The sequence below is a fragment of the Pseudonocardia xinjiangensis genome, from assembly GCF_012911925.1.
In the GTDB taxonomy this organism is placed as follows: Bacteria; Actinomycetota; Actinomycetes; order Mycobacteriales; family Pseudonocardiaceae; genus Pseudonocardia; species Pseudonocardia xinjiangensis.
Map to the genome: position 1 here is coordinate 1 of NZ_JAAXKY010000172.1, position 13,977 is coordinate 13,977.

Consider the following 13,977-nt stretch of genomic DNA (forward strand, 5'->3'; position numbering starts at 1 on the left):
CGGTGGCCCCCCCCCGCCCCCTCCGCGCCCCCAGCGCGAGGCCTCCCGCCTGGCCAGGGCCAACCGGCCCGACAAGGACCAGCGCCGGCGTGACGCCGCCGAGCGGCGCGAGCGGATGGCCGCGGGCGACGACAGGTTCCTCATGCCCCGCGACCGCGGGCCGGTCAAGGCCTACATCCGCGACGTCGTGGACTCCCGCCCCCACCTCATGGGCCTGTTCATGCCGCTCGCCGTGATCGTGGTGCTGTCACTGCTCGTGCCGGTACCCGCGGCGCAGCAGTACCTCAGCCTGTTCAGCCTGATCGCGCTCACGGTGATGGTCGTCGAGGGGATCATCCTGGGGGCCACGGTCACCAAGAAGACCCGCGAGAAGTTCCCCGACGCCACGGTCAACCCCCTGGGCACCGGCTGGTACGCGTTCACCCGCGCGAGCCAGCTGCGGAAGCTGCGGGTCCCGAAGCCGCGGGTGGAGCGGGGCGCGAACCCCTGAGGTGTGGCCCGCCCGGCATCCGGGCGGGCTCAGGCCTCGTGGAGGCTCATCGGGCCGTAGACCTCGGTGTCGCCGTCGAGCAGGGTGACGGCGTCGACGCCGCTCTCGCGCAGCGGCCGCCAGCCGGCGGCGAACCAGTCCTCGGCCTGCTGCTGGTCGTCGAACTGGTGGTCGGGCCCGTCGACCTGCTCGCCCGCCGCATCCAGGTACCGCCACCGGAACGCCATCCCCGGAGGCTAGCGTGACCGGGTGGGTACCGGCCGTCGCACGCTCGTGCTCGGTGGCACGCGGTCGGGGAAGTCGCGGTACGCGGAGGACCTGCTGCCACCCGACGCCCCGGTCCGCTACGTGGCCACCGCGCGGCGCCGGGACGACGACACCGAGTGGTCCGCCCGGATCGACGCGCACCGCGCGCGGCGACCCGCTGGCTGGACCACGCTGGAGGATCCCGACGTCGCCCGGCTGGTCCGCGAGGGCGGCGACCCGCTGCTGGTGGACGACATCGCCACGTGGCTGACCGGCCTGCTGGACGACACCGGCGCCTGGGAGTCGGGCGAGATCCCGCCGGCGGTCGGGGCCGGGGTGGCCGACCTGGTGGACGCGGTCGCCGCCTGTCCGGGACGGCTGGTGCTGGTCTCGGCCGAGGTCGGGCTCGGTGTCGTCCCGCCCACCCGGGCCGGCCGGCTGTTCCGTGACGAGCTGGGCGCGGCCAACGCCGCACTGGCCGCGGCGTGTGACGAGGTGCTACTGCTGGTGGCCGGGCTGCCGCTGCGCCTGAAGTAGCACTGCCTCCGCGGGACCCCGGACCGCGGGGCGGGCGCTCTGCGCTGTAGGAATGGTCCGTGGAACTGCCTGCCGTCACCGCTCCGGACGTCGACGCTCGCCGCGCCGCCGTCGCCCGGTTCACCGAGCTCGCAGTGGCGGACGGAGCGCTCGGCCGGCTCGCGGAGCTGGGCGTATGGCTCGCCGCTGGACAGGGCGTCTGCCCGCCCCGGCCCCCGGCCCGGGCGCGGGTGATCGTCGTCGCGGCCGACCACGGCATCGCCGCAGCCGGCGTCTCGGCCCATTCCGGTGACGTCACGCTGCGGCAGGTCGCCGCGGTACGCGCGAGCACCGCCCCGGTCGCCGTGCTCGCCCCCGTGGCCGGAGCATCGGTGCGCGTGGTGGACGTCGGGCTCGACCACGACGTCGACGAGGTCGACCACGACTCCACCGACCGCTACCGGGTGCGCCGCGGCTCCGGGCGCATCGACACCGCGGACGCGCTCACCGCGGACGAGACCGACCGCGCCGTGCAGATCGGCCGGATGCTGGCCGACGAGGAGGTCGACGCCGGGGCCGACCTGCTCCTGCCCGCCTCGGTCGGCGTCGGTGCCACCACCCCCGCATCGGTGCTGGTGGCCGCCGTCACCGGCACCGAGCCCGTCGCCGTGATCGGGCGTGGCAGCGGCATCGACGACAACGCGTGGATGCGCAAGGCGGCCGCCGTCCGCGACGCGCTGCGCCGGGCCCGGCCGCACACCCGCGACCCACTGGCCCTGCTGCGCGTCACAGGCGGCGCCGACCTGGCCGTGCTCACCGGCTTCTGCCTGCAGGCCGCGCTGCGGCGCACCCCCGTGCTGCTCGACGGCCTCGTCGTGGGCGCGGCCGCGCTGCTGGCCGATGAACTGGCTCCCGGAGCCCGGGAGTGGTGGCTGGTGGCGCAGCGCTCGCCGGAGCCGGCGATGACGCTCGTGGTCGACCACCTGGGCCTGGCACCCGTGCTCGACCTGGGCATCCGGCTGGGCGACGGAACGGGGGCCGCCACCGTCGTCCCGCTGCTTCAGATGGCCGCGCGGCTGCTCGCCGAGACCGCCACGGCCGCGGATCTCGGACTCGCGTGACCGGGCTGACCCGGGCGTGACGTGAAGGGGTGGGCGCTGGCGCTGAGCTGGCTCACCGTCCTGCCGGTGCGCACGGACGCACCGGAGGCGCGGGTCGCCGCGGCGGCGATCCGCTGGGCTCCGGTCGTCGGGGCGGTGCTCGGTGCCGCGGCGGGCGGTGTGCTGCTGGGGCTGTCCGCGCTCGGCGTCCCCCCGGCGGCTGCCGGGTTGCTGACCGTCGGGTTCCTGGCCGCGGCCACGCGCGGGATGCACGTGGACGGCCTCGCCGACACCGCCGACGGGCTGGGCTGCTTCGGGCCGCCGGAGCGGGCACTGACCGTGATGCGCGACGGTGGCGCCGGACCGTTCGCGGTGGTCACGCTGCTCGTGGCACTGGGCACCCAGGCCGCGGCGCTGGCCGCCCTCGTGCCGGCGGGGACGCACGCGCTCGCGGGGGTCGCGCTGGCGGGTGCGGCGGGCCGGGCGGCGTTCGCGTGGGTGTGCCGCCGCGGGGTCCCCGCGGCGCGACCCGGCGGCCTCGGCGCCACGGTCGCCGGCTCGCAGCGGTGGTGGGTCGCACCCGCCTGGTGGACGGCCCTGGCCGTCGCCGGTCTGTTCGGGTGGGGATGGCGGGGCGTGCTCGCGATCGGTATCGGCGCCCTCGCCGTCATGGTGCTGTCCTGGCACACCAGCCGGCGCTTCGGTGGCATGACCGGCGATGTGCTCGGGGCGGCAGGCGAGGTGGCCACGACGGCGGCACTGGTGACCCTCGCGACGGCCGGGCCCGCCCCGGCCTGGTGGTGACGTCCCGTCAGGCCGGGACGAGCGTGCGCATCCAGGAGTGCGTGTCGGGTGCGATGCCGCGCTGGACGTCGGTGAGCAGGCCGCGCAGCCGCATGCTGACCGGACCCGGCTCGCCGTTGCCCACGACGACCTCGCCGTCGTTGTGCTTGACCACACCGACGGGAGTGATCACCGCGGCGGTGCCGCAGGCGAAGACCTCGCTGATCCGGCCGTCGGCGCAGCCGGTGAGCCACTCCTCCGCCGAGATGCGCCGCTCGCTGACCTGGCAGCCGAGCTCCTTGGCCAGCACCAGCAGGGAGTCGCGGGTGACGCCGGGCAGGATGCTGCCGGACAGCTCCGGGGTGACGACCTCCACCGAGTCGCCCGTGCCGAAGACGTAGAAGAGGTTCATCCCGCCCATCTCCTCCACCCACTTGCGCTCGGCGGCGTCGAGATAGGCGACCTGCGCGCAGCCGTGCTCGGTGGCCTGGGCCTGCGGCAACAGCGAGGCGGAGTAGTTGCCACCGCACTTCGCGGTGCCGGTGCCACCCACCGCGGCGCGGGTGTAGTCGGTGCAGAGCCACACTCCGACCGGCTTGACGCCGCCGGGGAAGTAGGCGCCAGCAGGCGAGGCGATGAGCGCGTAGAGGTACTCCGTGGCCGGGCGCACCCCGAGCCCCACCTCGGTGGCGATCATGAACGGCCGCAGGTAGAGGCACTCCTCACCCCCGGCAGGCGGCACCCACGCCCGGTCCACGGCGAGAAGCTCGCTGAGCGAGGCGAGGAACATCTCGTCGGGCAGCGGCGGCATCGCGAGCCGGACCGCCGAGGAGCGGAACCGGGCGGCGTTGACCTCCGGCCGGAAGGAGGCCACGGAACCGTCGGGCTGCTGGTACGCCTTCAGGCCCTCGAAGATCTCCTGCCCGTAGTGGAGCACCATCGACGCCGGGTCGAGCATGAGCGGGCCGTAGGGCACCACCGAGGGGTCGTGCCAGCCCTCGTCCGCGTTCCACCGGATGGTCACCATGTGGTCGGTGAAGTACCGACCGAACCCCGGGTCGACAAGGATCTTGTCGCGCTGCGCCGTGGAGACCGGGGCGGGGTTGAGGGTCCGGGTGAACTGCGAGCTCATGGGTTTCACATTATCTGGTCGAGCAACCCCGACTGTCGGACGTCCGACAAATTGCTCCGGCCGGGAGCTACCGCACGTGCGACGGGACGAACGGCGGCTTGACCACCTCGCAGGCCAGCTCCCGTCCGCGCACGTCGACGCGCACCTGGTCGCCGATGGCCACCCCGGAAGCCGTGTCGATCAGCGCGAGCGCGATGCCGGTCTTCAGCGTCGGGGAGAACGTGCCGGATGTGGTGGTGCCCACCTGCTCCCCGCCGCTCAGCACCGTCATGCCGGCGCGCGGGACACCCCGGCCGGTGGCCCGCAGGCCCCGCAGGCGCCGGGCCGGACCGGCCTCCTTCTCCGCGACGAGCGCGTCGCGACCCCAGAACTCGGGCTTCGACCAGCCGACGGCCCACCCACTGCCCGCCTGCACCGGGGAGATGTCGACCGAGAGGTCCTGGCCGTGCAGCGGGTAGCCCATCTCGGTGCGGAGGGTGTCGCGGGCACCGAGCCCGGCCGGGCGTCCGCCCAGCGGCCCCGCTCCGGCGAGCAGCGCGTCCCACACTCCCGGTGCGGCGTCGGCGGGGACGAGGAGCTCGTACCCACGCTCGCCGGTGTAGCCGGTGCGGCACACCCGCACGGCGCCCGCGTCGGTGAACTCCATGTAGTCGAGCCCGGCCACGCCATCGAAGCCGGCGAACATGGTGGTGAACAGCTCCGCGGAGCGCGGGCCCTGCACGGCGATCACGGCCAGCTCACGGTGCCGGTCGACGACCTCGACACCGGCCGGAGCCGCGGCACGCAGGAGCTCGGCCACGCGGGCGGCGTTGGCGGCGTTGGGAACGGCGAGCACCTCGTCCGGCCCGACCAGGTAGACGATCAGGTCGTCGACGACGCCGCCGTCCTCGGTGCAGCAGAGCGTGTACTGCGCGTGCCCCGGTCCGATCTTCCCCAGGTCGGCGGTGAAGCAGCGGTTGACGAACTCCGCGGCGCCCGGGCCGGTGATCGCCAGCTTGCCCAGGTGGCTGACGTCGAAGACGCCGACGGACTCGCGGACCGCCGTGTGCTCGGCAACGGTGCCGTCCGGGTAGGACAGCGGCATCGACCAGCCGCCGAAAGCGCCGAGGCTCGCGCCGAGCGTGGTGTGCCGATCGTGCAACGGGCTGGTCAGGAGGTCGTCCACGTGGCTGGACGCTACTGCTCGCACCGTCGTTTCAGGCCGTCGGCCTCCATCGCGAGGTAGCGGCGGGTGAGCCCGCGGATGAACATCCCGACCACCAGGCCCACCGGCCCCTCCTGCGCCAGCCGCAGCCGCACCGCCGTGGCGTCGCCGGTGGGCGTGACGAGGTGCTCGGCGACGGTCCGGACGCCGGGCCCGGTGGACACCCAGGTGAACCCGCGGGACGGGTCCAGGTCGGTGACCTCCCAGCGGGCGGGCGGCAGGCGGGGCTGGCGCAGCTCCGCACGGCTACCGACCGCGAGCGGGCCGGTGTCGAGGCGCCGCACGGCGCTGACCGAGGCGGTCCACTCCGGCCAGCGCTCGACGTCGGTGAGCACGGCGAACACCTGGTCGGGCGGCGCCTCGATCGTCACGGACCGCTCGAACTCCATGCGCGGGGCTCCTCACCGATCATCGACGACGGCTCAGGATCGTACATATCGCCCATCCGACAGCCAGGGCGGCGGCGGTGACGAGCACCTGCTGGAGTGCCAGCAGCACCGCGAGGCCGAGGCACAGCAGCAGCCCCAGCCACGAGGACCAGACCGGCCAGCGCCGCTGCGCCCGGGGCAGCCGCAGCGCCGCCAGGTTGATCACCGCGTAGTAGACGAGCACGGAGCACGCCGACAGCGCGATCGCCGCCACCGGTCCCACGAGCACGGCGAGCACGATCGCGGCGGCCCCGCCCGCGAGGTCGGCCCAGCGGGGGGTGCCGCGGGAGCACACCGAGGCGAGCGCGCTCGGCAGTTCGCGGCGCTGCGCCATCGCCAGCGCGGTGCGGCTCACCCCCACCAGCACGGCCAGCAGCGCCGACGCCGCCGCGGTGGCGGCGCCGACCCGGACGACCACGCCGAGCATGCTGGCCTGGCCGGCGTCGACCACGGCCACCAGCGGCGTCGGCTCCGTCGCCAGCCGCTCGCTGCCCAGGCCGACCAGCAGCGCGACCGCCACCAGCAGGTAGGTGACCAGCGCGATGCCGAGCGCGATCGTGATGGCCCGGTGCAGCGTCCGTTCCGGGTCGCGGACCTCGCCCCCGAGGGTGGCGATGCGCGCGTACCCGGCGAAGGCGAAGAACACCAGCCCAGCGGCCGTGAGCACCCCGACGACGCCGCCCCGCATCGCGATCGGCTCCACATCGGGGGTGGCCGCGGAGACCACCGGGTCGTCGTAGGGACCGAGCAGCCCGATCACGACCACGACGAGCAGGACGGCGAGCGTGCCGCCGACCAGGGCGTACGCGCCACGAGCCGTCCACCGCACACCGGCGGTGTTCAGCGCGGTGGCCGTGACGATCACCAGGATCGCCGCAGGCAGCGGGTGCGAGGGCAGAACGTAGCCGCCGAACACGCCTGCGGCCGCGGCGGCCGACGCCGTCTTGCCCACCAGGAACGCGACACCGGCGAGCCTCCCGGCTCCGGGCGAGAGCCGCTCGCGCCCGTACACGAAGCCACCACCGCTCTCCGGGTGGGCGACAGCGAGATCGGCGGTGGACGCGGCGTTGCACAGCGCGACGAACCCGGCGATCAGGACGGCGAGCAGCAGCCAGGGCCCCGCCGCAGCGGCGGCGGGAGCCCACACCGCGAACACGCCCGTGCCGAGCATCGCCGCCAGCCCGAGCACGACCGCGTCGGCCGTACCGAGACGGCGCTGCAGGCTCCAGGACACGCCGCCCACCCTTGCACCCGGCCCTGCCTGATCCGGCTGCACGCCGGTGTCATTAGCATCTCGAAGCGATCTCGCCTTCGTTCGTGCCGTCCCTCTGGGTCGGTCCGCCCGGAAGTTCCGGCCAGCGATCTGCCTCCGCGCAGGCTTCGTCCATCGAGAGGACGGCACGTGTCCACCGATCTCTACGTGGCGGACGGCTCCCCTGCCGCCGCCGAAACCGACGCCGTGGTCATCGGGCTGCTGCCCGCCGACGGGGAGGACTCCGCGCCGCGCCTTGCTCCGGGAGCAGAGGAGGTGGCCGAGGCGTTCGGCACCGGCGACGACGGCCTCGCCGCCCTGCTCGCCGTGACCGGCGCCACCGGTAAGGCCGACGAGGTGGCGAAGCTGCCCACCCGTGGCGCCATCACCGCTCCGCTGCTGGTCGCGGTGGGGCTCGGGGAGCCGGAGGCCGACGGGGCGCCCACGGCCGAGGCGGTGCGCCGGGCGTCCGGCGCGGCCGCGCGGGCGCTGGCGGGCACCGCGAGTGCGGTGAACACCCTGGGCCGCATCGACCTGGCCGCCGCGGCCGAGGGCACGCTGCTCGGCGCGTACACGTTCACCGCCTACCGCAGCAACGGCGCCGGGCGGGCGCCGGTCGGCCGCGTCGGCCTGACCGCAGGCGACGGGGACGCCGAGGAGATCCTGCGCACCGCCACCGCCGTCGCCAGGGCCGTGCGCACCGCGCGTGACCTCGTCAACACCCCGCCCAACGACCTGTTCCCGGAGTCGTTCGCCGCCCGGGCCCGCGAGCTGGCCGAGGCCGTCGGCGTCGAGGTCGAGGTGCTCGACGGCGACGCGCTCGCCGAGGGCGGTTACGGCGGCGTGCTCGGCGTCGGGCAGGGCTCGGCGCGCGGACCGCGGCTGGTCCGGCTCCGCTACGCGGGCGGTGCTTCGCCGCGGGCCACCGTGGCGCTCATCGGCAAGGGCATCACCTTCGACACCGGCGGCATCTCGATCAAGCCGGCCGCGAACATGGACCACATGACGTCCGACATGGGCGGAGCGGCTGCCGTCATCGCCACCACCCTGCTGGCCGCGCAGCTGGAGCTGCCGGTGGCGGTCACGGCCACGGTGCCGATGGCCGAGAACATGCCCAGCGCCACCGCGTACCGGCCGGGCGACGTGCTGCGGATGTACGGCGGCCGCACGGTCGAGGTGCTCAACACCGACGCGGAGGGCCGGCTGATCCTGGCCGACGCGATCACCCGGGCCGTCGAGGACGACCCCGACTACCTGATCGAGACCTCCACGCTCACCGGAGCCCAGCAGGTGGCGCTCGGGCTGCGCACCGCCGGGGTGATGGGCAGCGACGAGTTCCGCGACCGGGTGGCCGCACTCGCCAGGTCCACCGGCGAGGACGCGTGGGCGATGCCACTGCCCGCTCACCTGCGCGGCGAGCTGGACTCGCGCGTGGCCGACATCGCCAACGTCACAGGCACCCGCTGGGGCGGGATGCTCGTGGCCGGCACCTTCCTGCGGGAGTTCGTGCCTGCCGGTCTCCCGTGGGCACACATCGACATCGCGGGGCCGTCGTTCCACACGGGAGGGCCGTACGGCTACACCACGAAGGGCGGCACCGGTGTGCCGGTCCGCACGATGTTCGCCGTGCTGGCCGACATCGCGGCGAACGGCTGACCGGCCCCGCCGCTACCCGTTCAGACCCTCGCGGCGCCTCCGGTCACGCAGGATCCGCTGCCGGGCGTCGTGGTCGCGCATCCGCTGCGGATAGCCCACCAGCTGCACGTCGTACACCGGCATCTTCAGCGAGCGGGCCAGCTTGCGGGCCCCGTCGGCCGACGGGATCCGCCGCCGCGTCCACTCGCCGTCGCGGTCGACCAGCAGCATCGTCATCGCGGTGACGGTGGTGCGGGGCTCCACGAAGGCCTCCACTCCCTCGTGCGACTCCGCCCAGGCGCGCAGATGCGCCCGGTCGTCGTCGAACGCCGCGCGCGGTCCGCTCCGGCGGACCATGCCCAGCTTCCCCAGCAGGCTCACCGGTCTCCCCCGCGGCGCTCGGCCTGCGCCGCGCGCAGGCGCTGTGACACAGACTCACTCGCACGCTCACTCATCGCAGCCCCACCTCCTGACTGCGTCAACGCACGAGGTCGGTGGTTTTCTCCCGAACGACCAGCCGCCGCGGCCGACCACCGCGGATGACAAGATGAACGAAGCGGCGTCACATGCCGCTGTCACACGCACTGCCGGCAATTCGGTGAGGGAGTTCAGACGTGCCCGAGCACAACGCAGACCTGGTGATCCTCGGTGGAGGGTCGGGCGGTTACGCCTGCGCGCTGCGGGCTGCGGAGCTGGGGATGTCCGTCGTGCTGGTCGAGCGCGACAAGCTCGGCGGCACGTGCCTGCACTACGGCTGCATCCCCACCAAGGCCCTGCTGCACGCCGCCGAGGTGGCCGACAGCGCCCGTGAGGGCGACAAGATCGGCGTCAAGAGCTCACTGGCCGGCATCGACATGGCCGGCGTGAACTCCTACAAGGACGGCGTGATCGCCAAGCTCTACAAGGGACTGCAGGGGCTCGTGAAGTCCCGCAAGATCACCCTGGTCGACGGCACCGGGCGCTTCGAGGGCCCGAAGACGGTCGTCGTCGGCGAGGACCGGTACGTCGGCAAGAACGTGGTGCTCGCCACGGGCAGCTACTCCAAGACCCTTCCCGGCCTCGACATCGGCGGCCGCATCATCACCAGCAGCGAGGCCATCCACCTCGACCAGGTGCCCGATCGCATCGTGATCCTCGGCGGCGGGGTGATCGGCGTCGAGTTCGCCTCGGTGTTCAAGAGCTTCGGCTCCGAGGTCACCATCGTCGAGGCGCTGCCCCGGCTCGTCCCCAACGAGGACGAGTTCGCCTCCAAGCTGCTGGAGCGGGCGTTCCGCCGCCGCAAGATCGGCTTCAAGACCGGCGTCAGGTTCACCGGCGCCAAGCAGACCGAGGACGCCGTCACCGTGTCGCTCGAGTCCGGCGAGGAGATCGAGGCCGACCTGCTGCTCGTCGCCGTCGGGCGCGGCCCCAACACCGCCAACGCCGGCTTCGAGGAGGCGGGCGTGCGGATGGAACGCGGTTTCGTCCTCGCCGACGAGCGGCTGCGCACCAACCTGCCGGGCGTCTACGCGCTCGGCGACATCGTGCCCGGCCTGCAGCTCGCGCACCGCGGGTTCGCCCAGGGCATCTTTCTCGCCGAGGACATCGCCGGTCTCAACCCGCCGGTGATCGACGAGGCCGGCATCCCCCGCGTCACCTACTGCGAGCCCGAGGTGGCGTCCGTCGGGCTCACCGAGGCGCAGGCCAAGGAGAAGTACGGGGAGATCCAGACGCTCACCTACGACCTCGCAGGCAACGGCAAGAGCCAGATCCTGCAGACGCAGGGCGCGATCAAACTGATCAAGTCCGGGGCGGAGGGCACGCAGGGCCCCGTCGTCGGCATCCACATGGTCGGCGCCCGCGTCGGCGAACTCATCGGCGAGGCCCAGCTGGTCTACAACTGGGATGCCCAGGCCGAGGACGTCGCCGCGCTGGTGCACGCCCACCCCACCCAGAACGAGGCGTTCGGCGAGGCCCACCTCGCGCTGGCCGGCAAACCGTTGCACAGCCACTCGTGACCAGGCACAGCTGACCCCGCTGCCCCGGCCACCCGAACCCGAACCGCAGGAAGAGGAGCTCCGACCCGCCATGGCCTTCTCCGTCCAGATGCCCGCCCTCGGTGAGAGCGTCACCGAGGGCACCGTCACCCGGTGGCTCAAGCAGGAGGGCGACCGGGTCGAGGTCGACGAGCCCCTGCTCGAGGTCTCCACCGACAAGGTCGACACCGAGATCCCGTCCCCCGCAGCCGGTGTGCTGCAGCGCATCGTCGCCGGTGAGGACGAGACGGTCGAGGTCGGCGGCGAGCTCGCCGTGATCGGCGACGGCTCCGACTCCGACTCCGGCGGCGACGTCGAGTCCGGCGGCGACGCCGACGCCGCGGTCGAGGCGCCCGCCGAGGAGGAGGCCGACGCCGACGCGGCGCCAGCCCCGCCCAACAAGGCGGAGACCGCCAAGGACGAGGAGCCCACCCCGGCCCCGCAGGCGTCCACCGAGTCCACCGGCTCCGGCACCGCGATCACGATGCCCGAGCTCGGCGAGAGCGTCACCGAGGGCACGGTCACCCGCTGGCTCAAGCAGGTGGGCGACTCCGTCGAGGTCGACGAGCCCCTGCTCGAGGTCTCCACCGACAAGGTCGACACCGAGATCCCCTCCCCCATCGCCGGCACGCTCCTCGAGATCACCGCGGCCGAGGACGAGACGGTCGACGTCGGGGGCCAGCTCGCCGTGATCGGCGACGGCGCGGCGGCCCCCTCCGGCCGTTCCGCGTCCGACAGCGCCCCCGCCGACAGCGCACCCGCCGACGAGGAGCAGGACCAGGCGGCCGAGCCCGAGGCACAGGCCCCCACCGCCACCGACCAGAAGAAGGCGCCCGAGCAGCCCTCGAGCAACGGCAAGGCCCCTCAGGCCGAGGAGCAGGCCGAGCGCGAGGAGCTTCCCTCCGAGCAGCCCGAACGCGCCGAGGGCGGCGAGAGCGGCCGGGGCACCCCGTACGTCACCCCGCTGGTGCGCAAGCTGGCGGCCGAGCACGACGTCGACCTCTCCACGATCACCGGCTCGGGTGTCGGCGGCAGGATCCGGAAGCAGGACGTCCTCGCCGCAGCCGAGTCCCGCAAGCCCGCCCCGGAGCCCGAGGCCGCCCCGGCGGCCGCCGAGGCACCGGCCCCGGCAGGCGCACCGTCCGCCGGCCCGGCCCGCCAGGTGCCCAAGCCCGCCGCGGACGGCCCGCAGCCCGGCACCACCGTGAAGATGCCGCGCCTGCGGCAGGTGATCGCGCAGCGGATGACGGAGTCGCTGCGGGTGTCGGCCCAGCTCACCACCGTGCAGGACGTCGACGTCACCCGCATCGCCCGGCTGCGTGCCCGTGCCAAGGCCGAGTTCGAGCGGCGCGAGGGCGTGAAGCTGACGTTCCTGCCGTTCTTCGCCAAGGCCGCCGTGGAGGCGCTGAAGGCCTTCCCGCAGGTCAACGCGTCGATGAACGAGGAGACCCGGGAGGTCACCTACCACGGGGCCGTCCACCTGGCGATCGCGGTCGACACCCCCCGCGGCCTCCTCGTCCCGGTGATCAAGAACGCCGAGGACCTCAACATCGGGGGCCTCGCCCGGCGGATCGCCGACGTCGCCGCCCGCACCCGGGCCAACAAGATCGGCCCGGACGAGCTCTCCGGCGGCACGTTCACCATCACCAACATCGGCAGCGCCGGCGCGCTCTTCGACACGCCGATCATCAACCAGCCGCAGGTCGCCATCCTCGGCACCGGCAAGATCACCAAGCAGCCCACGGTGGTCACCGGGCCGGACGGCGAGGACTCCATCGCCATCCGCTCCGTGTGCTACCTGCCCCTCACCTACGACCACCGCCTGGTCGACGGGGCCGACGCGGGCCGTTTCGTGAGCGCGATCAAGGCACGCCTGGAGGAAGGGGCGTTCGAGGCCGACCTCGGCCTCTGACACCCCCGTGGGCCCCGCCACGGCGGGGCCCACGGTTCAGGAAAGCCACTTTCCTGCCCTGAGGGTTCGGGAAAGTGGCTTTCCTGAACCTGGGCGGCGGCCACGGGGCGGCCGCAAGGTCCCCCGAGTGGGTCGGCCGCCCGACTCGCGCGCTCCGTCTGGTTCCGCAAGGATCACGGGGTGCGCGTCGTCATCGCCGGCTCATCGGGCCTGATCGGAACCTCTCTCGTGGCCCACCTCAGGGCGGCGGGCCACGAGGTGCTGCGCCTGGTCCGCCGGGCGCCGGCCGCACCCGACGAACGCGGCTGGGACCCACCCGCCGGCCGCATCGACGACGGCACGTTCGACGGCGTCGACGGCGTGATCAACCTCGCCGGGGCCGGCATCGCCGACCGGCCGTGGAGCGGGGCGCGCAAGCAACTGCTGCGTGACAGCCGCAACGTGCCCACCGAGGTGCTGGCCACCGCGGTCGCCGACCACGGCGTGGCCGCACTGCTGAACGCCTCGGGCATCAACTACTACGGCGACACCGGCACCCGGGTGGTGGACGAGACGGCGCCGCCCGGTGCGGGGTTCCTCGCCGAGGTCTGCCGCGACTGGGAGGCGGCCACCGCGCCCGCGAGCGACGCGGGCGCCCGGGTCGTGCTGCTGCGGTCGGCCGCGGTGCTCTCCCCTGGCGGCGGCCTGCTGGGCAGGCTGCGGCCGCTGTTCTCGCTGATGCTCGGTGGCCGCATCGGAAGCGGGGAGCAGGCGTTCCCGTGGATCTCCCTGGACGACGAGGTCGGCGCCATCCGGTTCCTGCTGGAGCACCCCGACGTCTCGGGCCCGGTCAACCTCGCCGGACCGGAGCCGGCGACGAACGCCGAGTTCACCGAGGCCCTCGCCGCCGTCCTTCGCCGGCCGGCCCCCTTCACGGCGCCCGCCTTCGCCCTCCGGGCCGTGCTCGGGCAGATGGCCGACGAGATGGTGCTCACCGGGCCCGTGGCCGTGCCCGCGGTGCTCCTCAAGCACGGTTACCAGTTCCGCCACCGCTCGGTCCGAGAAGCGCTGGCCGCGGCCCTGGAACGCTGACCGCACCAGCCCGCGAGTCGCCCGTTTCTGGTCCGCGAGTCGCCCGTTCTCACCACGAAGCGCACACGAGAGCCCTGGTGGGGACGCTGTCGTGCGACTCGCGACGATCACCACGCGCCGGCCGTCCGGATCGACGGACCGGGCGACTCGCGCACAAAAAACGGGCGACTCGCGCACGCAGAACGGGCTACTC

General features: G+C 73.9%; 14 protein-coding genes. 8 read left to right on the plus strand and 6 right to left on the minus strand.

The window, feature by feature from the left end; all coding sequences use genetic code 11:
* Positions 1-490: DUF3043 domain-containing protein (locus HF577_RS32480; RefSeq protein ID WP_169399825.1), on the plus strand; the 490-nt coding region annotated here is incomplete at its 5' end.
* 29 nt (positions 491-519) lie between these two features.
* Here HF577_RS32480 and HF577_RS32485 read toward each other — a convergent pair.
* Entirely contained in the window at positions 520-717 is a 198-nt protein-coding gene (locus HF577_RS32485; protein ID WP_169399826.1) for a hypothetical protein, read from the minus strand.
* Positions 718-739: 22 nt separating this feature from the next.
* On the opposite strand from HF577_RS32485, the gene HF577_RS32490 reads away from it, so the two are divergent.
* The 3 genes from HF577_RS32490 to HF577_RS32500 are packed head-to-tail and all read left to right on the plus strand — an operon-like array spanning position 740 to position 3,156.
* On the plus strand, positions 740-1,273 hold the full coding sequence (locus tag HF577_RS32490; protein ID WP_169399827.1) for a bifunctional adenosylcobinamide kinase/adenosylcobinamide-phosphate guanylyltransferase: 534 nt from the start codon (positions 740-742) through the stop codon (positions 1,271-1,273).
* Between the two features lie 59 nt (positions 1,274-1,332).
* Positions 1,333-2,373, plus strand: coding sequence for a nicotinate-nucleotide--dimethylbenzimidazole phosphoribosyltransferase (locus HF577_RS32495; protein ID WP_169399828.1), 1,041 nt, complete (start codon positions 1,333-1,335; stop codon positions 2,371-2,373).
* Positions 2,374-2,394: 21 nt separating this feature from the next.
* Positions 2,395-3,156 (plus strand): adenosylcobinamide-GDP ribazoletransferase, encoded by a 762-nt coding sequence (locus HF577_RS32500; RefSeq protein ID WP_169399829.1) that lies wholly within the window; start codon positions 2,395-2,397, stop codon positions 3,154-3,156.
* Positions 3,157-3,163: 7 nt separating this feature from the next.
* Here HF577_RS32500 and HF577_RS32505 read toward each other — a convergent pair whose 3' ends face one another.
* The 4 genes from HF577_RS32505 to HF577_RS32520 form a co-directional block, all read right to left on the minus strand.
* Complete coding sequence (locus tag HF577_RS32505) at positions 3,164-4,267, minus strand: branched-chain amino acid aminotransferase (RefSeq protein WP_169399830.1); 1,104 nt, start codon at positions 4,265-4,267, stop codon at positions 3,164-3,166.
* Positions 4,268-4,334: 67 nt separating this feature from the next.
* Positions 4,335-5,432, minus strand: coding sequence for a glycine cleavage system aminomethyltransferase GcvT (gene gcvT / locus HF577_RS32510; RefSeq protein ID WP_169399831.1), 1,098 nt, complete (start codon positions 5,430-5,432; stop codon positions 4,335-4,337).
* Between the two features lie 11 nt (positions 5,433-5,443).
* Positions 5,444-5,860: an SRPBCC family protein gene (locus HF577_RS32515; RefSeq protein WP_169399832.1), complete on the minus strand. Its 417-nt coding sequence runs from the start codon at positions 5,858-5,860 to the stop codon at positions 5,444-5,446.
* 19 nt (positions 5,861-5,879) lie between these two features.
* On the minus strand, positions 5,880-7,133 hold the full coding sequence (locus tag HF577_RS32520) for an APC family permease (protein ID WP_312859534.1): 1,254 nt from the start codon (positions 7,131-7,133) through the stop codon (positions 5,880-5,882).
* Between the two features lie 168 nt (positions 7,134-7,301).
* On the opposite strand from HF577_RS32520, the gene HF577_RS32525 reads away from it, so the two are divergent.
* Positions 7,302-8,807, plus strand: a complete 1,506-nt coding sequence (locus HF577_RS32525; RefSeq protein WP_169399833.1) for a leucyl aminopeptidase — start codon at positions 7,302-7,304, stop codon at positions 8,805-8,807.
* 12 nt (positions 8,808-8,819) lie between these two features.
* On the opposite strand, the gene HF577_RS32530 is transcribed toward HF577_RS32525, so the two are convergent.
* Entirely contained in the window at positions 8,820-9,167 is a 348-nt protein-coding gene (locus tag HF577_RS32530) for an oxidoreductase (protein ID WP_312859535.1), read from the minus strand.
* A 233-nt stretch (positions 9,168-9,400) separates the two neighbouring features.
* Here HF577_RS32530 and lpdA point away from each other — a divergent pair, with 233 nt between their 5' ends.
* The 3 genes from lpdA to HF577_RS32545 all read left to right on the plus strand — a co-directional run bounded on the left by lpdA (position 9,401) and on the right by HF577_RS32545 (position 13,784).
* Entirely contained in the window at positions 9,401-10,783 is a 1,383-nt protein-coding gene (lpdA, locus tag HF577_RS32535) for a dihydrolipoyl dehydrogenase (protein ID WP_169399834.1), read from the plus strand.
* Positions 10,784-10,853: 70 nt separating this feature from the next.
* Positions 10,854-12,713, plus strand: coding sequence for a 2-oxoglutarate dehydrogenase, E2 component, dihydrolipoamide succinyltransferase (gene sucB, locus HF577_RS32540; protein ID WP_169399835.1), 1,860 nt, complete (start codon positions 10,854-10,856; stop codon positions 12,711-12,713).
* Between the two features lie 180 nt (positions 12,714-12,893).
* On the plus strand, positions 12,894-13,784 hold the full coding sequence (locus HF577_RS32545; protein ID WP_169399836.1) for a TIGR01777 family oxidoreductase: 891 nt from the start codon (positions 12,894-12,896) through the stop codon (positions 13,782-13,784).
* Positions 13,785-13,977 lie beyond the last annotated feature (193 nt).